Genomic DNA, 23,245 nt, shown 5'->3' with positions numbered 1-23,245 from the left:
GAGTTCCAGACGGTAGCCGACGGGGTGAGTTTCCGTCAACATGACGGATAGTGGGTTAGTCTCGTGGGATGACCGAGGAGGAGTGGACGATCCCGGATGTCGCGGTGGCCGTCGACCTCGCAGTGCTCACCGTCCGAGCGGAGCAACTGCAGATCCTGCTGGTAGAGCGGGGGATTGAGCCGTTCCGGGGAGCGCTGGCGCTGCCGGGCGGCTTCCTCGCGTCTGCTCTGGAGGACATCGAGAAGGCGGCCAGGAGAGAGCTCGCGGAGGAGACCGGTTTAGCCGCGGACGGGCTGCACCTGGAGCAGCTGCGCACCTACGGCAGCCCCGACCGCGACCCCCGGCGGCGCGTCATCACCGTGTGCTACCTCGCGGTGCTGCCGAACCTGCCGGTGCCCGTCGCCGGGGGAGACGCCGACGAGGCGCGGTGGGTGCCGGTGGAGGCGGCGCTGGCCGGTCCGCTGGCGTTCGACCACGCCCGCATCATCGCCGACGCGCTCGAACGCACCCGCTCGAAGCTGGAGTACACGACCCTGGCCACGGCGTTCTGCCCGGCCGAGTTCACCGTCACCGAGCTGCGGCGCGTCTACGAGATCGTCTGGGGCGAGCAGCTCGAACCCCGCAACTTCCACCGCAAGGTCACCGGCGCGGAGGGCTTCCTGGTGCCCACGGGCGAGAAGACGATCCGCAACGGCGGCCGTCCCGCCCTGCTCTACCGCCGCGGTCCCGCCACGCTGCTGCACCCGGCGCTGTTGCGTTCCCGAGGGTCCCTGGAGGTGACCGCATGATCGTTGTCTTAACGGCCACCGAGACCGCATATGGTTCGGTGCGAGCCCTGCTGTCCGGTCCGCGCATGTACGAGGGGCCGGCCGGTTCCCTCTACGACGTGGGCGAGGTGGCCGGTCGCCCGGTCGCGCTCGCGTTGGTGGGCAAGGGGAACCCGAACGCGGCGGCGCTGACCGAGCGCGTGCTCACCGAGTTCGCGCCGTCCGCGGCGTTCATCGTCGGCGAGGCGGGCGCGCTGCACTCGTGGGTCGAGCAGGGTGACGTCGTCGTCGCGACCAAGGTCTACGGCTACCACGGCGGCAAGGAGGACGACGCCGGTCTCAAGGCCCGCCCGAACGCCTGGCCCGCACCGCACGCCCTGGAGCAACGCGCGCGCTACGTGCACCGCTCGTTCCCGGCCAAGGTGCACTTCGAACCGGTCGCGGCCGGCGAGCTCCTGCTCACCCCCGGCTCGTCGACCGCGGCGTTCCTCGACGCCGGCTACAACGACGCCGCGGCCGTCGACACCGAGAGCGCCGGGGTCGCGAGCGCGGCCCACCTGAACAACGCGACGCCCGTGCTGACGGTCCGCTCCATCGGCACCCCGGCGCCCGCCGCCGCGTTCGTGGCCGCCCTCATCGCCGAGCTGCCCGCCGGCCAGGACACCCGCAAGCCCAAGGAGGAGCGCCCGGTGGTCCACAGCGTGCACAACGTCCACACCGGCAACAGCCACGGCATCGTCATCCAGGCCGGCAACATCAACGGCGGCGTCCACACCCACGGCTCCGCCACCCCGGCCCGCGACGAGGACCTGAACAACTCGCTGACCGCCGCCGCCCAGGCCGGTCTGCTCGACGAGTCGACGTACTTCCGCGTGATGCTGGCACTGCACGAGATGAAGGCCCGCCCGTCCGACCCGGCACCGCGGGGCGTGGTCCGCGACCTGCTCGCCGGTCACCCGGACCTGCAACGCCGGCTGGAGAGCTCCTGAGTTCTGATGTCCGCCCGGAACCGGTCACCGGTTCCGGCGGGCCGGCGGCGTCAGCCGGGGAACTCCCGGCCGGGCAGCCAGCCGTTGGGGATGTCCGTCACGCGCCACCGCGGCACCGTCAGCACCACCGGGCGGACCGGCGCGGCCAGGAACGGCGCCGCCTCCGGCACCTTCGCCACGAGCCGCTCCCGCACCGCCTCGCCCTCCGCGCCCCCGACCACCCTGGCCACGGCCCGCGCCTGCAGGAACGGCTCCATCGGCGACCCGGCTGACACGACGACGGCGACCTCGGGGTTCTCCTCGACCGCCTTCAGCGTCCGGCCCCGCTCCTCCAGCACGAGCACGAGCCGCTGCGGGCCGTCCTCGGCGAAGTAGACGCCGCTCACCCACGACCCGTCCGAGCCGGACGTGGCCAGGAACATCGTCCTGTGCCTGGCGAGCGTGCACTCCAGCAGGGTCTGGACGGCGGGGTTGCGTTCGGTCGTGGTCATCGGTCCTCCACACGGGTCGGTGCTGCGCTGACCTGATCGGCGCCACCGGCCCGGTGCTGGTGCGGATTCCCCCGATCGACACCCCCGCGGTGACGGCCGATCACGCGCCTGGACCGTCCCGCTGCCGGTGCGGACGTCCGCACCAGGCACAATGAGGGCCGTGGGTGTCTCGGAGGGAGCTGTGGTGGGCCAGGGTCAGTTGCGCGGCGTGGTGGCACTCGACGGACCGTCGGGCACCGGCAAGTCCACCGTCGCGAAGCGCCTCGCGTCGGCGCTCGACGCGCGCTACCTCGACACCGGCTCGATGTACCGGGCGGTCACGGTCGCCGTGCTGCGCGCCGGCGTCGACCCGGCGGACGAGGCCGCCGTCGGCGGGGTCGCCGACGCCGCGGTGCTCGTCGTCGGCACCGACCCGGAGCGGCCGGGCATCACGCTCGACGGCGACGACGTCTCCGCCGAGATCCGCGGCCCCGAGGTGACGCTCGCCGTGTCGCCGGTCTCCGCGACCAGGCACGTGCGCGAGCTGCTCGTCGCCCAGCAGCGGGCGATCATCGCGGACGCGGTCGACACCGTCGGCGGCATCGTGGTCGAGGGCCGCGACATCGGCACCGTCGTGTCGCCGGACGCCCCGCTCAAGGTGTACCTGACCGCGTCGGCGGACGCGCGGGCGCAGCGGCGCACCAAGCAGGACAACGCGGCCGGTCGCGTGTCCACTGTGGACGCAGTGCTGAAGGACGTGCAGCGCAGGGACACCTACGACTCGTCGCGCGCCGTGTCGCCGTTGAAGGCGGCCGACGACGCCGTCGAGTTCGACAACACCGACCTCGACCTCGCCGGCACCGTGCACGCGCTGCTGGACCTCGTCGAACGGCGCGGGCTGCGGGTGACCGGGTGAGCCATCCCGAGGGCACCGTGCCCTGGATGTTCGACTTCGGCCGCTGGATCGGGCGCGTGCCCTACGCGTGGCAGTTCCGGATTCGGGTGCGCGGCCTCGACCGCGTACCCTTGAGCGGCGGCGTGGTCGTCGTCGCCAACCACAGCTCGATGGCGGACGGCCCGATCCTGTTCGGGGTGCTGCCCCGGCGCGTGACGTTCCTGATCAAGCAGGAGATGTTCGCCAACGCCGTGGTGGGCCACCTGCTGCGCAAGATCGGCCAGATCCCGGTGAAGCGGGGAGAAGCCGACCGCACGGCACTGACCAGCGCGTTGTCCGTCCTGCGGGCGGGCGGCGTGATCGGGGTCTTCCCCGAGGGCACGCGCGGGGAAGGCGGCGTCACCAGCGCGCAGAACGGTGCGGCGTGGCTGGCCAAGACCTCCGGCGCGGTGGTGCTGCCGGTCGCCTGCCGGGGGACCTACCGGGCCACGGGCTGGCGTCCGCCGGTCGACGTGCTGATCGGTGAGCCGTTCCACCTCCCGGAAGGGAAGGGACGGGCCGCACTGGGCGTTGCCACCGAGCAGGTGCGCGACCGCCTGGCGACACTGGTCGCCGAACTCGATGGACTTCGTGTGAGTGAGGTTGAAGGACGATGACGGACCTGGACGGCACCTGGGAGGACGAGGCCGACTGGTCAGCCTTCGACGACCTCTCCTCCGGCGAGGACGGCGAGTCGACTCCGCCGCAGCCGGTGCTCGCGGTGGTCGGGCGACCCAACGTCGGCAAGTCCACGCTGGTCAACCGCATCATCGGCCGCCGGGAGGCCGTGGTGCAGGACGTCCCGGGCGTGACGCGTGACCGCGTGACCTACGACGCGCTGTGGAACGGCCGCAAGTTCACCGTGGTCGACACGGGCGGCTGGGAGCCCGACGCGCAGGGCCTGCAGGCCGCCGTCGCCGCCCAGGCCGAGCTCGCGATGGCGACCGCCGACGTGATCCTCGTGGTCGTGGACGCCACGGTGGGCGCCACGGCGACCGAGGAAGCCGTCGCGAAGGTGCTGCGCCGGTCCAAGAAGCCGGTGATCCTGTGCGCGTCCAAGGTGGACGACGAGCGGCTGATGGCCGACATCGCGTCGCTGTGGTCGCTGGGCCTGGGCGAGCCGTTCCCGGTGTCGGGCCTGCACGGCCGCGGCTCCGGCGACCTGCTCGACGTGATCCTCGACCGGCTGCCCGAGACCCCGCGCGACGACTTCGGCGCCCGCAGCGGCGGCCCCCGTCGCGTGGCACTGGTCGGCAAGCCCAACGTCGGCAAGTCCTCGCTGCTCAACCGCCTGACCGGCGAGAACCGCTCGGTCGTCGACTCGGTCGCCGGCACCACCGTCGACCCGGTCGACTCGCTGGTCGAGCTCGACGGCGAGATCTGGCGGTTCGTCGACACCGCGGGCCTGCGCAAGCGGGTGAAGTTCGAGAGCGGCGCCGAGTACTACGCCTCGCTGCGCACCAAGTCCGCCATCGAGACCGCCGAGGTCGCGATCGTGCTGCTGGACTCGCACGAGCCGTTGTCCGAACAGGACCTCCGCGTGCTGACCATGGTCGTCGAGTCCGGCCGCGCGTGCGTGCTCGCGTTCAACAAGTGGGACCTCGTCGACGAGGACCGCCGCAACGAGATGGTCCGCGAGCTCGAACGCGGCCTGGTCCGCGTCCCGTGGGCCGACCGGGTCAACATCTCGGCCCTGACCGGCCGCGCCGTGCACAAGCTCGCCCCGGCCCTGCGCACCGCGCTGAACTCGTGGGACACCCGCGTCCCCACCGGCCGCCTCAACCAGTGGCTGACCGAGCTGATCGCCGCGACCCCGCCGCCCGTGCGCGGCGGCAAGCAGCCCAAGGTGCTGTTCGCGACCCAGGCCTCGACCCGCCCGCCGACGTTCGTGCTGTTCACGACCGGTTTCCTGGAGGCGGGCTACCGCCGGTTCATCGAGCGCAAGCTGCGCGAGGAGTTCGGCTTCGAAGGCAGCCCGGTCCGCATCTCCGTGCGCGTGCGCGAGAAGAAGAAGGCCGGCGCGGGCAAGAAGTAGTTCTTCAGCCCCACGGTTGCTCTTTGCCATGGGGTGCGGTTGGTTGGGTTCGTGGCCGTACGAGTGGTGCTTGCCGACGACGAGTCCCTGCTGCGGCGGGGCCTGAAGGTCCTGCTGGAGGCCGACGGCCGGGTGGAGGTGGTCGGCGAGGCCGCCGACGGCGCCGAGCTCGTCGAGGTCACGCTGACCCACCTGCCCGACGTGGTGCTGGTCGACGTGCAGATGCCGGGCGTCGACGGCCTGGAGGCCGTCCGGCGCCTGCGCACGTGGGCCACCCCACCCGCCATCGCCGTGCTGACCACGTTCGACCTGGACGACTACGTCGCCACGGCACTGGACCTGGGCGCCCAGGGCTTCCTGCTCAAGGACGCCGAACCCGACACCCTGGTCCGCGCCGTCGTCGACCTGGCAGCCGGCGGCGCGGTCCTGGACCCCCGCATCACCGCCCGCCTCCTCCCACGCCTGCGCGGCTTCCGCGCGAACCGCCGCCTGGACTCCCTCTCCGCCCGCGAACGCCAGGTCCTGGAGCTCCTCGCCGGCGGCCGCTCCAACCACGCCATCGCCGAGGAGCTCTGCCTCTCCGAGGCCACGGTGAAGAGCTACGTCTCCACCGTCCTGACCAAGCTGGGCGTCGAGAACCGGGTGCAGGCGGCCCTCGTCGCCCACCAGGTCGGTGTGTGGTGAAGCAGCTCCTGCGCGAGCTCCTGACCGTCGGCACCACCACCGGCGTCGTGCTGCTGACCCAGGACCGCCCGTTCCCGTGGTCGCTCTGGACCGCCGTCCTCGCCGCACTGCTGCTCCCGGTGCGCCTGCGCTGGCCGTGGCTCGCTTCCCTGATCTGCGTCCCCGCAGTCGCCGGCGGCCTCGGCTGGGCCCCCGCGCTCGTCGCCCAGTACCGCCTGGGCCGCGAGGAGAAGTCCGTCCCCGTCCAGCTCCTGTGGGTCGTCCTCCTGACCGCGGCCTCCGTCCTCCCCGCCGTGCTGACCGAGACCGTCCCCCTGGGCCCCCTCCTCCTGGCGACGGCGTTCTCCTTCGGCCTCTCCGCAGCCCCCACCGCACTCGGCGCCCTGGTCACCACCCGCAAGGACCTGACCCAGTCCCTCTACGAAACCCGCAGGGCCCGAGCAGCAGAACTGGAAGCCCTCGAAACCTCCGCCCGCGCAGCAGAACGCGCCCGCATAGCCCGCGAGATCCACGACGCCGTGGGCCACCACGCCACCCTCATCGCGGTGGAGTCCGCCGCCCTGGCCGCCACCGCCCCCGACGACACCGTCCGCGCCACCGCCCTCCGCCTCCGCGCCCTGGCGAAGGAGTCCCTCTCCGAGATGCGCACGGCCCTGGGCCTCCTGAACTCCGACACCACCTACCCCTCCCTGCAAGAACTGGTCGACCGCGCCCGCGTGGCCGGCGTCTCCGTGACCCTCACCGAAACCGGCGACGGTGTGACGACCCCAGCCGTGTCCAGAGCCCTGTTCCGCGTCGTCCAGGAGTCCCTGACCAACGTGACGAAACATGCCCCAGGCGCCCCCGTGACCGTGACCGTGGACCGCGGCTCCCCACTCCGCGTGACCGTCGTCAACGGCCCCAGCGACCTCCCCACCCAAGCCGACGGCGGCGGCGCCGGCCTCCACGGCCTGTCCGAACGCATCCGCCTGGTGGGCGGCACCCTCACCACCTCCTACCGCGCAGACGGCGGCTTCAGCGTCACCGCCGTCCTGCCACCCGGCGCTCCGAAGGCCGACGACCGGGACTCGACTTTCGGCGGTGGCGCCCGGGACCCGGCCACCGCATAGTTCTCCTCGTCGGTTGAGGATCGGGGGATCGGTCGGGCCGAGGGGACCCGGCTTCGGATCCCCGTCGCATCTCCGCATTTCCGCAGGTCGTTGTGGGTGCGGGGGCCCGTTTTTGATCTCCGTTGGTGGTGTTGTAGGATTCTTCTTGCACGCCGGGGAACCGGGAGTGTGGCCGGGACGTGGCGCAGTTTGGTAGCGCACTTGACTGGGGGTCAAGGGGTCGCAGGTTCAAATCCTGTCGTCCCGACGGTCTGAAAGAGCCTCGCTAATCTGGAATTTACCAGGTCAGCGGGGCTCTTTTCTTTTATCAATTGATCAAGCGCTGTCCCTGACGATCTTCAGTTGGGGACCAGTTGGGGACCAGACGCCCGTCACGTAGCCGTTCAGCAGTTCGCCTGCCTCCTCGATCAGCCGCAGATCCGTGTGGATGTACCGCTGTGTCGTGGCCAGGTTCGCGTGGCCAGCGATCAGTCGCAGGACGTGCACCGGGATGCCGGCGTCTGCCATCCACGTGATGCCGGTGTGCCGGAGGTCGTGGCGCACGAGGTGCTCCAGGCCACACGTCACCACGACCTCATCCCAGTGGGTAGCGTCCCGCAGCACCGCTGTGGTGACGCGTCCACCGCGAGGGCCGGTGAAGAGTCGAGCCATCGGGTCGTTCGGCGTCAGCTCGAACCGGCGATCGACCACCGGGCGGATCTCCTCGATCAGCGGCACCCAGCGTGCCCGGTTGCCCTTCGTGCCCTTGTCGATCAGCCCACCGGGACCGGGAGTGGTCTGCCGGCACACCCGCCACATCCACGTCTTGCGATTGATGTCGCAGCGGCGGACCCCGGAGACCTCTCCGATTCGCGCGGCCGTGGACGCCATGAATTTCACGAGGTCGCCCCAGCCTTGGAACTTGTCGGCCGAGCGCTCCACCAACGCAGTGGACAGACGTTCGAGCGCCGCCCAGTCGGGCAACGCCAGTGAACGCGGATCGTCCAATTCGTCCTGTGCCTGGCTGTACTCGGCTTGCCAGCCCGTGACGCGCGCCGGGTTGGTGTCGAGAATGCCATCTCGGACAGCCTGCTCCGCGATCCTGACGAGAATGCCGATCGTGTTCTTCACGGTCGACAGGCCGTAGCCGTCAGCGATCCAGCCGTGTACCGCTCGATCCGACACGCCGGGCGTCCACATGGACAGCGGGAGGTGACCGAGATCGGGCACGACACGCTTGCGCCACCCCGCCATGTACGGGTCGAGCGTCTTCTTCTCCAGACCACGCAACGCCAGCGACATCACCGACTCGCCGTACGCCTCGATCGGCAGGGTGGCGGTCTGTGGCGTCACGCCCCGGTCAGCGAGCCTGCGCAGGGAGGCAAGCCACGCCTTGGCCTCATCCTCCGTCGCGAAAGACTCCGACTTGGATGGACGCGTCTTCGTGGACGGGTCGGACCATCGAACCCTTGCACGGTACGGACTCGCGCGGTTCGCCCGATACTCGATGTCGGTCGACAGCTTGATTCCGATCGGCGCGGCGAGGCGAACCATCACGCCACCTTTCCAGGATCGACGCGCTTGCTGACCAGCCAGCTTTCAACGTCACGCGAGTGGTACTTGGTGTTGCGGTCGGACAGGGGAACGAACGCCGGACCCTTCGGAGGCCGTGCGGTCCGCCAGCGGCGCAGTGTTGAGGCGTCCACACCGATGATCTCGGCGACTTCGTCGGTCGTGTACCACCTGCCGTCCAACAGGCTTTCGCTCATGCTGCTACCTCCTGTTCGTACTTGCGTTGGCGTTGTTCCTTGCGGCCCTCTGCAATGGCCAGGGCGAGGGTTCGTTCTGCGTCGGTGCTGTAGCCGGAGCCGGTGTATGTCCAGTCGTTGATGACCGTGACCGCGTTGGGGTCGTAGCCGAGCCGGTCGAGGACCTGGAGGGTGCGGAAGGCGTGACGTTCCTCGCGGATGGCTTTGAAGGTGGTGCTGTAGCGCTGGGACTTGCTCAGGAAGTGGCCCCGAAAGCCGAGCATGTGCGCCCAACGGCGCAGGTTGAGCGACTCGTAGGTGTCGAGGTGGCCGAGGTCCCAGGCGGTTTGGATCATGCGCCGGTGGTGGTCGGAGACCTTGAGGTGGGCGATGTGGAGTTCGGAGAGGATGCGGCGGTCGGCGGCTTCGCTCTTGCCGGTGCCCTTGGTGGCGTACTTGGCGACGTAGCCGGCCAGCCGGGCTTCGCTGATCTCTCCGGCCTGTTCGACCTCTGCCGCGTTGCTGGGCCGGATGGAGCGGCAGTCGACCTGATCACCCCAGCGCAGCACCAGCACTTCACCGTCCGGCCGTGGGACCTCCAGGCTCACCGAGCGTGCGGCGGCGTGGATCGCGTCCGCGAGGAGCTCGGCCGTGGCCCACCGGGGTGTCGGGTCGTCGGGTCCTTCGGGGCCGTCGATGCGGATGACGCCGTGGAAGTGGACGAGGCCGCGTCGCTGGTATTCGGCGACCTTGGCGTAGGACAGGCGGGCGTGGTGCTTGAAGTCATCGGCGCGCAGGCCGGCGGCTTTCATCAGAGCGCGCTTGAGGTTGCGGATGAACCGGCTCCACAGCTCGCCCACGTTGGCCTGCCAGAGGATCGCGCCGACGTAGTCGTAGGTGTCGGGGTCGACCGGGGTGCCGATGCGCGGATCGTCGGAGTGGTGCCAGGCCCCGCAGGCGCACGGGATGGTCTTGCCGCGGCTGCTCTGGCGTGCCGAGTGGACCTTGCCGAAGGACGGCGCGGTGAGGGTGGCGAAGCCGCGGGGCTTCTCCGTGACCGTGGTCGGGATGCCTTTACTGCCACCGGCGAGTCCGGCGTGCATGAGGTGGTAGGCGTCGGCGGCGTAGCGGTCGGAGCAGGCCGGGCAGACGCTCTGCCGGCGGTTGCCGCACGGGACCATGATGTCCCCGCCCTTGTGCTCGAGCACCTTGCCGGCGTGGTCGTGGAGCTGCCAGGCGCCGAACATGCGGATGGGCTGAGCGCAGCCGCCGATGGCGGTGACCTTGTCGCGCCAGTCGCGGTAGTCGACCGAGCGCAGCTTGCGGACGATGCGGTCTTCCAGGCTGGTAGTCGGGTCCGTAGGCAGCACGAGGCGTCTCCCTTCGGTCAGGCGGCGGTGGTGAGGGCGGGGAGTTGGGCGAGCAGGGCCTCGCCGATGAACGCGGTGTAGGCGGGTGGGATGGCTTCAGCCAGTTCGTGCCGGACGTCCGTCCAGTCGATGCCCATCGCGGTCTGCCAGTCGGTGACGGAGCCCTTGCCGCCACCGTCGCCGTAGACCGCGACCATGTCGCCGGTGTGGTTGCGGCCGTGTCGCCAGCCGGCCACGCGGTGCCCACGGTGGGGCGGGTGCGGGGCTTGCAGAGTCATCCAGCCGCCCAGCTCGAACAGGCGGTGGCGGAACACCTTCAGCCCGAACATCAGTCCGCACAGAACGAGGTCGGGGCGCAGCTCGGCGCCGACGACGTTCTCCAGCACGTAGGGCTTGCCGAGGCAGTCGAGCGCCTCGCGGGTGGGAGCGATGAGGCGCGGGTAGTTGCGGCCCTGGTTGGTGCCGGTGGTGAGGGTGCAGTAGCCCTGGCAGGGGGCGGAGGCGTGGACGGCGTCGAACTCGTGGCCGTGTGCGGCGAGGAATTCGAGCGCGTCGCCCTGGTGGAAGACGTGGCCCGCGTAGCGCGGTTGGGGGTTGATGTCGACGCCGGTGACATGCCAGCCGGCCATGCGGTAGCCGTAGGCCGCGCCACCCGCTCCGCTGTACAGGTCGAGCATGGTCGGTTGCACGAGCGTCTCCTTTCGTTGTGGTGACATGAGAAGCGGGGCACGGCCAGGGGAGTGGTCGTGCCCCGCTCATGTGGGCAGCAGAGGGGTTGTGCTGCCGGGTTCAGGTGAACGCGTGCCCGTTGCGCTGCTGGACTTCTGCGGCGATCTGAGCGGCCATCTCGGGCGTGACTCGGACGACGGATCGCACGTCGTCGGCGGTCAGGGCGCGTCCCTCGTTGGCGAGTTCGGCGGCTTTCGCCTTGACCTGGTTGAGGATCGGTTCGGGCAACCGGATGCGCGTTCCGGTGGCCAGAGCCGCCGTGGCGGTGGGAGGCGCCTGCTGTACCGGTTGGTCGGCGACAGGCGCCGGCGGTGCGACAGGTGCCGGCGGTGCGGCGCTGGCTGTGCGTCCGGCGTCGCGGTAAGCGCGGGTGATGGCCTCGTTGAACTTGTGTTGGATGACGGGCATGACTTCGGCGACGCCGTAGACCACCACGGGCACGATGATGTGGATGGCGAGGTTGCCGCCGTCGAACGGCTCATCACCGGCCAGCCAGGGGGCGAGCGCGGGCCAGACGTTCATCACCAGCGTGGAGGACAGCAGCACTTTCTTGAGCTTGCCGACCCATCCGTCCGGGATGGTGAGGCCGCGCGAGAGGATCTCGGCCTCGAACATCAGCAGCATGATCAGGATTCCGGCGAGCATCGGTTCTGCGAGCCATGCGGCCCACCACAGCGGGTCGGTGGGTTCGCGGTGCCCGGCGAGGAAGTCCTGGACGCCGGCGGTGGTGAACGCGAGGCCAAGCGTGAGGAAGAACCACATGCCGCGCGTGATCGTCCGCCGTTGGGACTCGATACGGACCGCGACCATGTCAGGGTCGTCCACCAAGCCCCGCAGGTGAGCGGATTCGGCCTTCTTACGGCGCAGGTCGACAACTCGTTTCGTGACCCCGGCCGCCTCGTTGATCTCGTCAGAGTCGTCGGCCTGCATTGGTTTCACCTCCCGGTGTTGATGTACTCGTAGAGCTGACGGCCGGTCGGCTGGAAGATCAGCCGTTCGGCGGGGACCTCGGAGCCGGTCTCGTCGCGGAGCATCGCGCGGTCGCCGAGGGCCAGGAAGTTGTTCACCAGCAACGCTTCGGTGGACAGTGCGCGGTCGAGTTCGATCAGTCGCGCGGGCTGGAACCCGTCATCGCGGACCCAGGCGAACTCGTAGTCGTCCCGCATGTTGACGAACAGGGTGTGCTGCGCGACGCAGCCCAGCACGTAGTCGCAGTACGGCAGCACCCAGGCGGGTGGGAAGATAACCCCGGCCATCGCGGTCACTTCCCCCGGCTCAGCTTGTCGCGCAGATCGCGGCCGGCCGGGGTGAACACCATGCGCGCGGCGGTGAAGCTCTCGCCGGACTCGGTGGTGAGGGTGGCCGACTCGGCCCAGATCACGAACCCGCGCTCCACCATGATGTGCGTGGCCGAGGACTCGTCGTCGGCGATCGGCTCAGCCGGGCCGAGGTCGTGCCTGATCCAGCCGTAGTCGTGGACCAGGCCCTCTCGGGTGTAGAGCACGCCGGAGGCGATCATGCTCAGGACCGATTCGACGTCGGCCTTCATCCAGTCCGGCGGGAAGTCGTTCCACTCGGGCGGGTCGGTCATCCGGAACGTGTTCATCGCTGCGTCCTTCCTTCTCGGTGCTCGCAGGACAGGCGCCGCCAGTGCTCGGCCTGGTCGGCGTGCACGAGGTGCAGGCGGTGTGCAATCTCGGCGGCGTCGACCGCGTGCGGGCCGGGCAGTTCGCCGTTGTCGTCGGCGAAGCGGCGGATGATCGCGTCGTAGTCGTCGGTCAGCCGCATGACCTCGGACTGGACGGCGACGTCGTAGGCGGCGGTCACTGGGGCCGCCGGGTCCGCAACATCGAGGACCGCCGCAGCAGCGCGCGCCCGCCGGGGGTGAGCGCGAGGATGACGACGTTGCGGCGGACCGCTCCGTGCCGCATGGACTCGACAGCGGCCGGTTTCGCGTACTTCTGGACGATGAAGCTCTCCACCGTCGAGGCGTCCGCGTTGCAGGCGTGCCGGCAGTGGCCCTCTCCGTCGATGTGGACGACGCGGTCGTTGTTCTCCAGCAGGCCGAAGCGTCCGTTGTGGACCTCGTCGAGGATCTCCACGACCGCGTCAGCCTTGCCACCGAACCCGGTCTTCGGCTCCGAACGGGGAACAGGCACGATGTCGGCGGCTTGTGGCGTGCCGCCGAACAGGTCGAGCTGACCGGGGTCACTGCGCCGTGCCATCGCCGATCACCTCCCGCAGCTCCGCGTGAAACGTGCGGCCGGTAGTGGAGCTGATGAACAGCGTCAGCACGTAGTCACGCGGAGGCCAGGCATCCACTTCCAGCCAGTCGCCCCGTCCGGGCACCAGCACCCCGGCGCCGATCAGGGCCGTGATCGCGTGCTGGTCCTCGGAGTCGACCCGGACGCCATGACGGGCGTCTGCCAGCCGGTACGCACGATCCACGGTGAGCGAGAACCCCAGCGCGTTGCCGTCGACCTCGGTCAGCAGCCGGAGCACCCGGTCACGGTCAAGGTCGCGGCACCGGGCCAGCCACGAGGCGCGGGAACCGGGGCCGGCGAGACGAAGCGGCGTAGGCATCGTCATCACCGCCGTTCCGCGTCTTCGCGGCGGTACAGGTTGGCCAGCGTCCGCTTGAGACCGAACAGGCCCAGGCCGACGCCGAACACCGCGAGGATGAACGCGCCGTTGACACCACCCCACAGGTAGAGCACGAACAGCACAGCCGCACCGACGACGGCCCAGCGGACCATCTGCCACGTCGCCCAGAGAGCGAAACCGAACCTCCACATTTCAGGCCACCACCTTCAGGCCGCCCGTGCGGCCACTCGTCACGAACTCGATCAACTGGTCAATCTCGGAGTCGTCCACATAGGACGCCCTGATGCGCAGCGGCACGCGGGACTTCTCCTTCACCACGTAGCCGATACCGGCCGTACTCGCGTCGTTGGGGATCTCGTCAGCCAGAGCACCGCGCAGGCGGGCGTTCTCACCCAGCACCATGTCCACGTGCGATGCGCTGGTGACGCGCAGGCAGATCCGCATCGTGAACAGGTCGCGGACCGGTACGACGTCCTTGGAGGGCTCCTGCACGAAGCCGCACATGCTGTGTCCGGTCGCGCGGCCCTGAGTACCGACGTAGGACAACGCCTTGCGCATCGCCCGGATCACGACCATGTCACCGAACCCGAGCAGCGCCGCCATCTCGTCCACGATCAACAGGTTCAACGGCGTCTCATGCGAAATCGAGAACTTGCGTTTTCCCTGCTCCGCCAACACCCTCTGGGTGCGTTCGAGGTCGGCGACGAACTCCTCGACCACCTCGACGCAGTCCTCGGGTTCGGCCGCGTAGCGGTAGGCGATCGACTCGGTCTTGACCAGCTCCATCCGCTTCGGGTCCAGCACCCACAGCCGCACCAGGCCGTCACGGATCAGCGGAGCGAGCGCACGGAGCAGCGACCAGACCAGCGAGCCCTTGCCCGAACCGGTCGCGCCCGCGCCGAAGATGTGCTGACCGACCACCGGCACGCGCCAGTCGTTGCCGTACTCGTCCTCACCGATCACGACGTTCATCAGGTCCACCGCGTCCGCGTCCCACGGCATCTCCGGAGCTTCGAGAACCTCGGTGAACGACTCCCGCCGCTGCACCACCAGCGCGACAATCTGCGGCCGGATCCGCTCGATACCGACCCGTTCGGCGTTGAGCGCCATGGCGAGTTCCTCGGTCTTGCTCTCCCACAGCTTCGCCGTCTGGCCGGGGATCATCCGCACGTACACCGTGTCCACCGAGGACGCCGGAGAGCGGAACTTCGTGATACGCGGGACCTGGTGCTCACCGGTCTTGCGGTGCGCCGGCGCCAGGTCGACCGCCAGCATGGTGTCCTTCCACCAGCGGCCCGTGTAGCGGGAAAACCAGCGGCGACGCCACGCCCGCAGCACCGGCGCCGCGAAGTAGTCGAAGCTGTCCGGGTGCGCCCGGTACCAGCTCCCCAGCGCGGTCAGCGCACCGCCGGTGATCGCGCCCGTGGTCGAGGGACCGAGCATGACCGCGGAGGTCCCCAGGGCACCGGGCACCACCACCATGCCGGGGTGCCGGGCCGTCCACAGCAGAGCCCGCCACTCAACGCCCGTCCTGCGGTTGGAATACCTCATCGTGAATCGCCCTTCCTGGGAGAAGCCCAGCCCCAGGAGAAATGCGTTCACAGTCCGCGCGGAGCCGGGCCACCTCCACGCATCGTCTATTTCCTAACTGTCACTGATCTTCGATCGCACGTCCTCCAGCGCGACCACCAGAGCGCCGACAGCCTTACGTGCCCGCTCGTGCGAGGCACGGATTCCGCCGACATCCGGAATGCCCTTGGTCGTGTCGCGCAGCAGCTTCATCCCGATCGTGATCTCGTCCAGCACGTTGTCCACCGCGTACGACATGTCACTTCACCGCCCACTCGCGCGAGACCAGGTCCGCCTCGTGCTTCTTGGCCCTGGTCCGCAGCGTCCCGACCTGCTCGTACACCTTCTTGAGCTGCGCGGCCAGCTCATCCTTGGTCGGCAGCGAGAACCCGGCGCCGGCCTTGGAGTCGTCCACGCGCTCGATCAGCTTCTCGGCCGCGATCAACCCCTCCTCCAGGGTGTCCATCGCGCCGATGAAGTGGCCGTACCGTTCGAGGGCTTTCTTCGTCTTGTAGTCCTCGATCATCTGAATCGCCACGATCGTGCACCTCCTCTTTCCTCATGGGAACCACGAAGACCGCCGGACAAGCCATCGGCCGGAGGTCAACGTGAATCCCCGGCGCCACTATTGCGCCGGAAAAAGGCATGGATTGGCCCACTGTGTAGTTCTCAAAGTTCGAAAGGAATCCCCTGCTATTCGACGGCGTCGCCTACCGAAGCGGATTCGCGAAGGTGGTTCGACGGTCACAGAGGCCACACGAGCGCGACGCACCAGGCGTCACCGGGCAGCGCCCCGAGTCAGGCGATCTTGACCAAACCCGTTGCGCGGTAGGCGATGCCGGACACGGTCTCGCCCTTACCGTTCTTGAAGGAGTAGAACGAGGCGCGTGGGTCCACGAGGTCCACGATGTCGCCCTCCTCGAACGACTCGCCGGGGTCGGTCTCCAACGTCACCTTGATCTCCTCACCCTTCTGCCCCTTGGACTTCATGAAGACCACGGCCTGAAAGAGCTGGACGCCCTCCTGGACCACGAGTTCCACCTGGCCGTCAACCTCGCGGGTCTTGGCGCCCGGCAGCTCCGTGAGCATCAAACGACGGTCGCTGAGGTCGATCCTCATGTTCCTCATGGCGTAGTTCCTTCCGCTCTTAAGCAGTACGTTCTGACATAGTCAGCATATGTCGGCATAGGTTGGTGGGCTATAGTCCGATCGGGTGACCTATGTCGGATTGAGTCGGTGTCATAGAATTGGTTGCATGACAGCGCCTCATTTGCCCGCGTATCAACGGGTCGTCGAGTCGATCAAGGACGACATTCGCAGTGAGCGACTCACTCCAGGCGACAAGCTTCCCGGCAACCGAACGTTGGCGGAGACCAAGGGTGTGGCGCTGGCGACCCTCCAGAAGGCTCTGAAGGCACTCCATGACGAAGGCTGGGTGACCGTGACCCCCGCCGTAGGCGTCTATGTCAACGAGCCGCCCAGTGAAGATCAGTCAGCGACCGTCACGATGGTTGATGTGCTCCGGCAGGTTGAGGAGCTTCGCACTGAGGTCAGTGCATTGCGCGGCCGAGTCGACGACCTGGAGGGGACCGGCCGGTGATCCCGCCTACCCGGTGCATTCCGCTCATAACTCAAGCATCGGATATCACGTCGCGGGGTCACAGTGTCACGGTTGGTGTTGCCGGGGTGACATGGTGACGAGACCGTGTCACCACCTCCGCACCTCCTCGTCACCAGTCGTTCAGTGACACACTCGAAGGTGGAAGGCGCAGACCAGGGGAGGCGGAACGATGCCAGGTGACGTCCCGAGTTGGGCGCGGCGTATTCGGGCGTTGCGGGAAGCGCGCGGGTGGTCCCAAGTCGAAGCTGTGGCTGAGATGCGCCGGCACACCGATGAAACGTTGCCGGACTCTGACCACCTTGTTCGCCGTTGGAAGGCCTGGGAGCGCGGTGAGAACAAGCCGAGCAGCCACTATGCGCCGATCATCGCCGCGACGCTCCGTACTGTGACCAGCAGCCTGTTTCCGCCTGAGAACCGCACCGAGTCCGGCCTGGAGATCGTCGACGCCACAGGTATGGACACGCTAGAGATCGTGACTCGACTGCAGGCGTCCTCTGTCAACAATGCCACCCTGGAAGCCCTGCGGATCACCGTCGACCGTCTGTGCTCCGAGTACGCCCACAGCCGTCCCGACGAGCTCGTTCAAGAGGGGCGTCGGTGGCTTCGGCGCATTGTGGAGATGCAGGAGCAGCGTCTGAGCTTCAGCCAGCGGCGCGACACGTTGGAACTGGCTGGGTGGCTAGCTCTGCTGGTGGGTTGCCTTGAGTACGACATGGGCGACCGGGGCAGTGCCGAAGCGACGCGCAGGGCAGCTCTGAGTCTCGGAACAGAGGTCGGTAGCGCCGGCATTCTCGGGTGGGCACACGAGATGCGTGCGTGGTTCGCCCTGACGACAGGGGACTACCGCGGAGTTGTGGCGGCTGCACAGTCAGGGCAGGGTGCCGCCGGGTCGCACTCTGTCGCAGTGCAACTCATCGCGCAGGAGGCCAAGGCCTGGGCTCGGATGGGCAAGCAGGATGAGATGGAACGCGCGCTCGATCGTGGCCGGTCATTGCTGGACTCCATGCCGTATCCGGACAACACCGAGAACCACTTCGTGGTCGATCCGGACAAGTTCGACTTTTACGTCATGGACTGCTATCGCCACGTCGGGGATGACCGTCTTGCGAGCGGCCTCGCCGAAGAGGTCATCAAGTCGAGCACTGACTTTGGAGGCTTTGAGCGTGCTCCTATGCGGATCGCAGAGGCGAGAGTGACCCTTGGCGTTGCGGCAGCACGTGAAGGTGACCTCGATAGCGCAGTCGCGTTTGGACGCCGCGCACTCGCAGGTGACCGGAAGTCGTTGCCTTCGTTGAAGATGGTGTCTCGCGATCTTGCGGTTGTGCTGAATAGCCGGTTCGGCAACGAGCCCGCAGCGCGGTCGTACCTTGACGAGCTTCGCTCCATCTAGCTCACTCAACCACCGGTGTCCAAAGTTTCTTCTCTTCATCAAGGCGGCCCCTGCGGGGCCGCTCAGTCGCCGCGTGCATCCCGTTCGGCAGGAGCTTAACGGCCCTTTTTCCTGTCGCTCGGGCAAGCGGGCGGGGCCCGGCCTTCGGCCACCCACCCGCGCCCGGCGACGGAGGCGGCCTACTCCGACCGAACGGGACAGCGACTGAGCGGCCCCGCAGCCCCCGCAAGCGGGAGGAGAACTCGGCCGGCATAGCGCTGAGGTAGCCACGGGAGGCTCCACCGCCGCCCTGTCCCGGCCATCGTTTAACACCAGGAGACCCGCGTCGAGAGCGCTTCGCGTCGCTACGCGATGGCCTTCGGCCACTCTCGACACGGGTCTCCTGGAGCTAAGCGCAGCAGGGACGAGGGGACGGGGGAGGAGTGGTCGGCATTTCCTAAGAGACGAGCCGATGGCACTGCTAGCCCGCCGACATCGGGCAGTGCAGGTTGCTCACCTCTTGTCTGACCTCTTTGAGGGCTTCATTGCTTGCTGGGAGAGCGCAGTACTCCGCGCGCCACGGGCGGACTTAGCGGCGGCGGCAACTGTCCGTGTCGCCGGGTTGGGACGTCCCGTGGTGACAGGGAAACTTGAGCTTTTTGGTGTCTTCACTGCACCACGGAAAGGCATCGTCTTCTGGCCTGTTGGCGGCTTGGGCGCCGCAGGTGCCTGTACAACGGCGACGATAGGCTTCTCTTGCCCTACGAGGGCCGCCAGTGCTGCTTCCAGAGCGCGCACTCGGTCTTCGAGGCCTTGGCCGCCGTCCCGAGTCTTCTCGATGAGCGCGCGTATCCAAGCTGTCGGCTTCACGTGCTCATCGCTCGCTTGCTCACGGACCCAGTCAAGCAACGACTTAGGCAAGCGAAGCGAGGTCGTGATCATCGGGTCTTCGACAGTGTCCGTCTCCCACTGGCCATGTTCCAGCTCGTCGCCGATGTCGTGGGTGTCGTAGTACTCGCGCAGTTCTTCGATCTTCTTCATGGTGGGCGCCCTCCGGTGCGGGCAGGGTGGCTACTTTGCCTTTCGGTCGTAAGTGCCGCGGTCCGACTTCGACATGTTGCGTGCTGTCGCCACGTAGTAGTCGCCAGGCTGGTCCTCACTCTCGCTGAGGATCACAGTGAGGTACCGACCGGCGGCTGTCCGACCGAGCACGAAGGTTGTGCCATCCCTGCCTGGCGCGCTCCAACGTGGTCGGCCGTAGACCACATCTTCAACTTCTTGAGGGGTCACCTGGTGACGAGTCCAGATGTGTTCTTCAGACCTGTCGGTCCAGTGGATCCCTCGCACCCCGCAAGTGTAGAGGGTCGCAATGCAACGTGCTACATCGCACCCCGTTCGGTGTAGCGGCCGGGCAGCCGCAGCGCCAGGGTACGGCGGCGCCAGGCGGGGACCAGTTGGGGACCACACGCCCCACGTGAGACGTCACGACCTGCGCGAACTTGAACGCCCCGCACCGTGTCATACCGCGTATGACGTGCAGAAACGTCTAACCACATGATCTGGGGGTCAAGGGGTCGCAGGTTCAAATCCTGTCGTCCCGACGGTCGAAGTATGGCGAAAGCCCAGGTCAGGGCCTTGGATCACTACGGTGAGACAAGGCCCTGACTGCGTTTTGAGGGCCGCTATCTCACAATTTCTCACGAACGCTTGTACTGCTTCTCAGCCGAGCAACTCGTCCAGTTGGTTCGCGGCTTCTTTCAGGTGCTCGGCGTTGGGGTGGATGTAGACCCGCTTGGTGAAGCTCAGGTCAGCGTGTCCTGCCCAAGCGCTGACAATGACGTCGGGGACGCCGGAGGTGGCCAGATAGGTCAGGCAGGCGTGCCGGGCGTCGTAAGGCCGGACCTTCCGGACCTTCGCCTGGGCCATCAGCTTGTAGATCGCCCGTCTGAACTTGTCCGTCTTCCATGCCGCACCCAGCTCGTCGACGAGCACGAACCCTGAGCGGTCGTAGGCGTCGCCTGCCCTCATCGCCTCGCGCGCTTGGCGGGCTTTGATGGCCTTCAAAGCTGCGTGGAGCGGCTTGGGCAGCGGCAACCTGCGTTTGCCCTTCTCGGACTTCGGGCCCTTCTCCTCGACTTCGCCGTCGACGAGCGTCCGGGTGAGCTCCACGGACAACGTCCCGGCTTCGAGATCGACGGCTGACCAGCGGAGTCCGCACACTTCGGCAGGGCGCATCCCGATCAGCGAAAGCAGGACCGGGGCGTGCAGTCTGTGGTCCCGGATCGCGGCGAGGAACTGTCTCACCTCCATCTCACTCCAGGGCACTCGCTCAGCTGCAGCCGCTGCGGCCTTCCGGCGTGCCTCACAGGGAATCTGGGTGTACTGGGCGACGTTGCGCACGACCAACTTCCGTCGCACCGCGATGTTCAACGCGGCCCTGAAGCGGCCGAGAGTCAGCTGGACCGACCGGACGCCGAGTCCACTGCCGACTTTGCCGCCACGCTTGCGACCGGAAGTGAGCATCCAGCTCACCAGGCCGTCTACGTCTTCTTCGCTGAGCTGTTGAAGGCGCTGATGGCCAAGTCGTTCCCGCACCGGCAGAAGCGCATCGGCGTAGTTCGACGCCGTGGCTTTCTCGACATCGATCGTCGCCGACGTCAGCCAGGTGTCGAGCCACTCCGCGACGGTCATCTTGTCCGGCCCGACAAACGTTCCCTCGTCGGTCTGGTGCTTGATCTTCGCGTACTCGGCGCGGGCTTCCTTCCGAGTGTCATAGGTCTTGGTCAGCTGCTTGCGCTTGCCGTCGGGGTCACGCCCGATGTCGATCACGAACCGGTACCTGATGGTCCCGTCTTTCAGCTCGATCTTCTTGATCGGATCCCCCATGTCTCCCCTTGGCGATCAGTCCCCCTCGGTCTCGCCCAGAGGGGGAAGGATTCCTAGCTCGCGAGCTCGGCGGATGTACCGAGCGACCTGCGTGCGTGAACGGTTCATGACGTTGGCGACCGCCACGGCGGGTGCCCTGTTGCCCCTGGACACGGCCTCCGCGTAGATCAATGCGGCGCGCCGGGCATCGTCATCAGCTTGCGTGCGAGTGCGCTGATCTGCGCTCGGTGCGGCGTCGCTGCGGTCCGTTGGTTGTACAGCGCCAGGCGGGAGCGTGGCGAGCCATTCCTCTCGCTTGGAGGCCGGCACCGTGGCTTCCTCCACCGCCCGCTGCACGAGTTGGTCGATGAGGATCTGCCTCATCACCGACGTCGTGACTGGAGTCTTGGTGCTCGCTTGGACCTTTACTGAGATCGCGACGGGGCGAAGGTCAGCCCCGACGAACACCTCGAGGACCACCGCCGCCGGTGGATTCTCCAACTGGAAGTTGGCCTGGAAGCGGTTCGGTATCGCGGTGTTCGGCCCCGTGGACAGATAGCCGCCGGGGGCCAGTTCGTCGATGCTGACCCAGGCGATCTCGAAGTTCTTCGGCAGGCGAGGCACGGCAGAACGATACGACCTCCCTCATCGTCAGTGACCGGACGACTACAAGCTATGTCATCGTGGTGGCATAGTCAATGTCTTTGAGTCTATCGTGCATGGCATGGCTATCGGGGGAATGGCTCTGGCGGAGCGATCCGCAGAGCTTCGTGAATGGATCAGGACCGGGAGGGCGCGTCAGCTACGCGTCGTTGCCGGTCTCAGTCAGGCGCTGGTCGCCCAGGATTGTGAGGTCACGGCGTCCACTGTGCACCGCTGGGAAACAGGTGATCGGTTGCCTCGTGGACGCAACATCTTTGCGTACCACAGCTTCCTGGCTCGTCTGGTCGAGCGCGAGCGGCTGGGGGAGCGCGATGACTAGGCGACAGCACAAGAAGCGCCCGACCTTGGCGGAAATCAAAGCAGAGTGGCCGCCGACCGTCGATGTGCCGACAGCTGGAGAGGCATTCGGCCTGAGTCGCAGCTACTCCTACGAACTCGTTGCACGCGGAGAGTTCCCCGCACGAGTGGACAGGTTCGGGAGCCGTTACGTCGCATACACCGAGTCGATCATCCGCAAGCTGTCGGCAACGGACTGACGCGATGGCCACGTTCGGGGGACCTGCCATGACAGATGAACCGCCGAGCCGGCGCTTGCGGGTGCGAGCGATTCGCGACGTCGAGATCGTGCAGACGCGGTACGTGTGGAACGACTACCTGCCTGTTGGCGAGGTGTCCTTGTTGGTCGGCAAACCAGGGCTCGGGAAGAGCACCGTTGTCGTGGACCTCGCCGCCAAACTGACCACGGGACAGCTGGACGGCGCCTTCAAAGACGAGCCGCACCATGTCCTCTACTCGACCACCGAGGACTCACCGTCCACTCTGAAGGCCCGCTTCGTCGCAGCCGGCGGAGATCCGGACTACCTACACCTGGTCGACGTCGTCTACGGCGAATCGATCGACGGGACACCGCTGATCGTCAACCTCGACCTGGACGCAGCACGTGAAGCGATCGCGGCATGGCAGTCGGTCTTGCTCGTGCTGGATGCGCTCAACTCGTCCTTGTCCGGCCAACTCAACGACAACTCCGTCGTGCGCCCGCAGCTGGAGAAGCTGAAGCTGCTGGCGCACCACACGGGCGCGGCGATTCTGGGAGTCGGACACTTCCGGAAGGCAACGGCAGGCGTCGATCCAGTCGACGCTATCGGCGGCGCTGGCGCGTACACGCAGGTTGTTCGACACGTGTTGGCGTGCGGAGCGGACGAGGACAACTTCGTCCTCTCGGTCATCAAATCCAACATCGTGTCGGTCCCAACTGTCCTGTCGCTTGCATACGGCACCGAGGCGGTTTCGGTCTCCGCTGACGACGGAGGCGAGGCCACCGTCGGCAGGATTCACTGGTTGGGAGAGTCGGCGACATCGGTCGCCGACCTTCTCCAACATCCCGCACACGACGACGGTGACGACCGTGCGGACGCCGTCGCGTGGCTCAGCGAGTACCTCGTCGACTGCGGAGGCGAGGCCGCAGTTGCCGACGTGTTGTCCAACGGGGACCAGGCCGGTTTCTCCAAGGACACGCTGAAACGTGCGAAGTCGAAGGCCAAGGTTCGCTCGCAGAAAGCCAGCTTCGGTGGCGGTTGGGTGTGGCGGATCAGGCTCGAAGGGGGTGCAGAAGAGCGCGAAGGGTGCGGTGCCGAGAGCGCCGCTTCCTTCGATCCCTTGGTGCGCGCTTCGGAGGCCGAATATGGCAACCAGCCGCGGTCAGCAAGTTAGAAATCCGGTAACCGGATCCCTTGCCACGAC

At 67.6% G+C, this 23,245-nt stretch carries 31 protein-coding genes and 1 tRNA gene; 13 read left to right on the top strand and 19 right to left on the bottom strand.

Annotated elements, in window-relative coordinates; genetic code table 11:
* Nucleotides 1-68 precede the first annotated feature (68 nt).
* Both ACZ7CF_RS04535 and ACZ7CF_RS04530 read left to right on the top strand, forming a co-directional pair.
* Nucleotides 69-788 (top strand): NUDIX hydrolase, encoded by a 720-nt coding sequence (locus tag ACZ7CF_RS04535; protein WP_458433601.1) that lies wholly within the window; start codon nt 69-71, stop codon nt 786-788.
* Nucleotides 785-1,756 carry a 5'-methylthioadenosine/S-adenosylhomocysteine nucleosidase family protein gene (locus tag ACZ7CF_RS04530; RefSeq protein WP_470368819.1) on the top strand — a complete coding sequence of 324 codons (972 nt, stop codon included), beginning with the start codon at nt 785-787 and terminating at the stop codon, nt 1,754-1,756. The genes ACZ7CF_RS04535 and ACZ7CF_RS04530 overlap by 4 nt, the downstream gene beginning before the upstream one ends.
* A gap of 50 nt (nt 1,757-1,806) precedes the next feature.
* On the opposite strand, the gene ACZ7CF_RS04525 is transcribed toward ACZ7CF_RS04530, so the two are convergent.
* A complete protein-coding gene (locus ACZ7CF_RS04525; RefSeq protein WP_458433599.1) occupies nt 1,807-2,247 on the bottom strand; it encodes a pyridoxamine 5'-phosphate oxidase family protein in 441 nt (146 codons plus the stop codon).
* Nucleotides 2,248-2,398: 151 nt separating this feature from the next.
* Here ACZ7CF_RS04525 and cmk point away from each other — a divergent pair, with 151 nt between their 5' ends.
* The 6 genes from cmk (at nt 2,399) to ACZ7CF_RS04495 (ending at nt 7,235) form a co-directional block, all read left to right on the top strand.
* On the top strand, nt 2,399-3,142 hold the full coding sequence (cmk, locus tag ACZ7CF_RS04520) for a (d)CMP kinase (protein WP_458433598.1): 744 nt from the start codon (nt 2,399-2,401) through the stop codon (nt 3,140-3,142).
* Nucleotides 3,139-3,777, top strand: a complete 639-nt coding sequence (locus tag ACZ7CF_RS04515) for a lysophospholipid acyltransferase family protein (protein ID WP_470368818.1) — start codon at nt 3,139-3,141, stop codon at nt 3,775-3,777. The genes cmk and ACZ7CF_RS04515 overlap by 4 nt, the downstream gene beginning before the upstream one ends.
* On the top strand, nt 3,774-5,195 hold the full coding sequence (gene der / locus ACZ7CF_RS04510) for a ribosome biogenesis GTPase Der (RefSeq protein ID WP_360398898.1): 1,422 nt from the start codon (nt 3,774-3,776) through the stop codon (nt 5,193-5,195). The genes ACZ7CF_RS04515 and der overlap by 4 nt, the downstream gene beginning before the upstream one ends.
* 51 nt (nt 5,196-5,246) lie before the next feature.
* Complete coding sequence (locus ACZ7CF_RS04505; RefSeq protein WP_360398895.1) at nt 5,247-5,879, top strand: response regulator transcription factor; 633 nt, start codon at nt 5,247-5,249, stop codon at nt 5,877-5,879.
* A complete protein-coding gene (locus tag ACZ7CF_RS04500) occupies nt 5,873-6,988 on the top strand; it encodes a sensor histidine kinase (RefSeq protein WP_470368817.1) in 1,116 nt (371 codons plus the stop codon). Before ACZ7CF_RS04505 ends, ACZ7CF_RS04500 begins: the two co-directional genes overlap by 7 nt.
* Nucleotides 6,989-7,161: 173 nt before the next feature.
* Nucleotides 7,162-7,235 (top strand) — tRNA-Pro (locus ACZ7CF_RS04495).
* A gap of 68 nt (nt 7,236-7,303) precedes the next feature.
* Here the strand turns inward: ACZ7CF_RS04495 and ACZ7CF_RS04490 are convergent.
* The 15 genes from ACZ7CF_RS04490 to ACZ7CF_RS04420 form a co-directional block, all read right to left on the bottom strand.
* Complete coding sequence (locus ACZ7CF_RS04490) at nt 7,304-8,521, bottom strand: tyrosine-type recombinase/integrase (protein WP_470368816.1); 1,218 nt, start codon at nt 8,519-8,521, stop codon at nt 7,304-7,306.
* Nucleotides 8,521-8,736, bottom strand: coding sequence for a helix-turn-helix transcriptional regulator (locus tag ACZ7CF_RS04485; protein WP_470368815.1), 216 nt, complete (start codon nt 8,734-8,736; stop codon nt 8,521-8,523). The genes ACZ7CF_RS04490 and ACZ7CF_RS04485 overlap by 1 nt, the downstream gene beginning before the upstream one ends.
* Nucleotides 8,733-10,085: a replication initiator gene (locus ACZ7CF_RS04480; protein ID WP_470368814.1), complete on the bottom strand. Its 1,353-nt coding sequence runs from the start codon at nt 10,083-10,085 to the stop codon at nt 8,733-8,735. The genes ACZ7CF_RS04485 and ACZ7CF_RS04480 overlap by 4 nt, the downstream gene beginning before the upstream one ends.
* 17 nt (nt 10,086-10,102) lie before the next feature.
* Nucleotides 10,103-10,774 carry a DNA cytosine methyltransferase gene (locus ACZ7CF_RS04475; protein WP_470368813.1) on the bottom strand — a complete coding sequence of 224 codons (672 nt, stop codon included), beginning with the start codon at nt 10,772-10,774 and terminating at the stop codon, nt 10,103-10,105.
* A gap of 100 nt (nt 10,775-10,874) precedes the next feature.
* Entirely contained in the window at nt 10,875-11,744 is an 870-nt protein-coding gene (locus ACZ7CF_RS04470; RefSeq protein ID WP_470368812.1) for a hypothetical protein, read from the bottom strand.
* Between the two features lie 5 nt (nt 11,745-11,749).
* Entirely contained in the window at nt 11,750-12,070 is a 321-nt protein-coding gene (locus ACZ7CF_RS04465) for a hypothetical protein (protein WP_470368811.1), read from the bottom strand.
* A 5-nt stretch (nt 12,071-12,075) separates the two neighbouring features.
* Nucleotides 12,076-12,420: a hypothetical protein gene (locus ACZ7CF_RS04460; protein WP_470368810.1), complete on the bottom strand. Its 345-nt coding sequence runs from the start codon at nt 12,418-12,420 to the stop codon at nt 12,076-12,078.
* Complete coding sequence (locus ACZ7CF_RS04455; protein WP_470368809.1) at nt 12,417-12,641, bottom strand: hypothetical protein; 225 nt, start codon at nt 12,639-12,641, stop codon at nt 12,417-12,419. The genes ACZ7CF_RS04460 and ACZ7CF_RS04455 overlap by 4 nt, the downstream gene beginning before the upstream one ends.
* Nucleotides 12,638-13,039: a hypothetical protein gene (locus ACZ7CF_RS04450; protein ID WP_470368808.1), complete on the bottom strand. Its 402-nt coding sequence runs from the start codon at nt 13,037-13,039 to the stop codon at nt 12,638-12,640. Before ACZ7CF_RS04450 ends, ACZ7CF_RS04455 begins: the two co-directional genes overlap by 4 nt.
* Nucleotides 13,023-13,316 (bottom strand): hypothetical protein, encoded by a 294-nt coding sequence (locus tag ACZ7CF_RS04445; protein ID WP_470368807.1) that lies wholly within the window; start codon nt 13,314-13,316, stop codon nt 13,023-13,025. The genes ACZ7CF_RS04450 and ACZ7CF_RS04445 overlap by 17 nt, the downstream gene beginning before the upstream one ends.
* Before the next feature lie 86 nt (nt 13,317-13,402).
* Nucleotides 13,403-13,609, bottom strand: a complete 207-nt coding sequence (locus tag ACZ7CF_RS04440; protein WP_470368806.1) for a hypothetical protein — start codon at nt 13,607-13,609, stop codon at nt 13,403-13,405.
* A 1-nt stretch (nt 13,610) separates the two neighbouring features.
* A complete protein-coding gene (locus ACZ7CF_RS04435; RefSeq protein ID WP_470368805.1) occupies nt 13,611-14,969 on the bottom strand; it encodes an FtsK/SpoIIIE domain-containing protein in 1,359 nt (452 codons plus the stop codon).
* Nucleotides 14,970-15,062: 93 nt separating this feature from the next.
* A complete protein-coding gene (locus ACZ7CF_RS04430; protein WP_470368804.1) occupies nt 15,063-15,245 on the bottom strand; it encodes a hypothetical protein in 183 nt (60 codons plus the stop codon).
* Nucleotide 15,246: 1 nt separating this feature from the next.
* A complete protein-coding gene (locus ACZ7CF_RS04425) occupies nt 15,247-15,525 on the bottom strand; it encodes a hypothetical protein (protein WP_470368803.1) in 279 nt (92 codons plus the stop codon).
* A gap of 260 nt (nt 15,526-15,785) precedes the next feature.
* Entirely contained in the window at nt 15,786-16,115 is a 330-nt protein-coding gene (locus ACZ7CF_RS04420; protein ID WP_470368802.1) for a hypothetical protein, read from the bottom strand.
* 127 nt (nt 16,116-16,242) lie between these two features.
* Here ACZ7CF_RS04420 and ACZ7CF_RS04415 point away from each other — a divergent pair, with 127 nt between their 5' ends.
* Together ACZ7CF_RS04415 and ACZ7CF_RS04410 are read left to right on the top strand one after the other, a co-directional pair.
* A complete protein-coding gene (locus ACZ7CF_RS04415; protein WP_470368801.1) occupies nt 16,243-16,587 on the top strand; it encodes a winged helix-turn-helix domain-containing protein in 345 nt (114 codons plus the stop codon).
* Between the two features lie 277 nt (nt 16,588-16,864).
* Complete coding sequence (locus ACZ7CF_RS04410; protein WP_470368800.1) at nt 16,865-17,998, top strand: XRE family transcriptional regulator; 1,134 nt, start codon at nt 16,865-16,867, stop codon at nt 17,996-17,998.
* 492 nt (nt 17,999-18,490) lie between these two features.
* Here ACZ7CF_RS04410 and ACZ7CF_RS04405 read toward each other — a convergent pair whose 3' ends face one another.
* The 3 genes from ACZ7CF_RS04405 to ACZ7CF_RS04395 form a co-directional block, all read right to left on the bottom strand.
* A complete protein-coding gene (locus ACZ7CF_RS04405) occupies nt 18,491-19,018 on the bottom strand; it encodes a hypothetical protein (RefSeq protein ID WP_470368799.1) in 528 nt (175 codons plus the stop codon).
* A 678-nt stretch (nt 19,019-19,696) separates the two neighbouring features.
* A complete protein-coding gene (locus ACZ7CF_RS04400) occupies nt 19,697-20,863 on the bottom strand; it encodes a tyrosine-type recombinase/integrase (protein WP_470368798.1) in 1,167 nt (388 codons plus the stop codon).
* A 15-nt stretch (nt 20,864-20,878) separates the two neighbouring features.
* The gene (locus tag ACZ7CF_RS04395) at nt 20,879-21,466 is read right to left on the bottom strand and encodes a hypothetical protein (protein WP_470368797.1); all 588 of its coding nucleotides are present in this window, start codon (nt 21,464-21,466) and stop codon (nt 20,879-20,881) included.
* 100 nt (nt 21,467-21,566) lie between these two features.
* Between ACZ7CF_RS04395 and ACZ7CF_RS04390 the strand changes: the two genes are divergently transcribed.
* The 3 genes from ACZ7CF_RS04390 to ACZ7CF_RS04380 are packed head-to-tail and all read left to right on the top strand — an operon-like array spanning nt 21,567 to nt 23,215.
* Entirely contained in the window at nt 21,567-21,824 is a 258-nt protein-coding gene (locus ACZ7CF_RS04390; RefSeq protein WP_470368796.1) for a helix-turn-helix domain-containing protein, read from the top strand.
* Nucleotides 21,817-22,041: a helix-turn-helix transcriptional regulator gene (locus ACZ7CF_RS04385; RefSeq protein WP_090069411.1), complete on the top strand. Its 225-nt coding sequence runs from the start codon at nt 21,817-21,819 to the stop codon at nt 22,039-22,041. The genes ACZ7CF_RS04390 and ACZ7CF_RS04385 overlap by 8 nt, the downstream gene beginning before the upstream one ends.
* A 28-nt stretch (nt 22,042-22,069) precedes the next feature.
* The gene (locus ACZ7CF_RS04380) at nt 22,070-23,215 is read left to right on the top strand and encodes an AAA family ATPase (protein WP_470368795.1); all 1,146 of its coding nucleotides are present in this window, start codon (nt 22,070-22,072) and stop codon (nt 23,213-23,215) included.
* Nucleotides 23,216-23,245 lie beyond the last annotated feature (30 nt).

Source organism: Lentzea sp. NPDC036955 (assembly GCF_055608005.1).
This window is presented reverse-complemented; position numbering and strand designations above follow the sequence as displayed.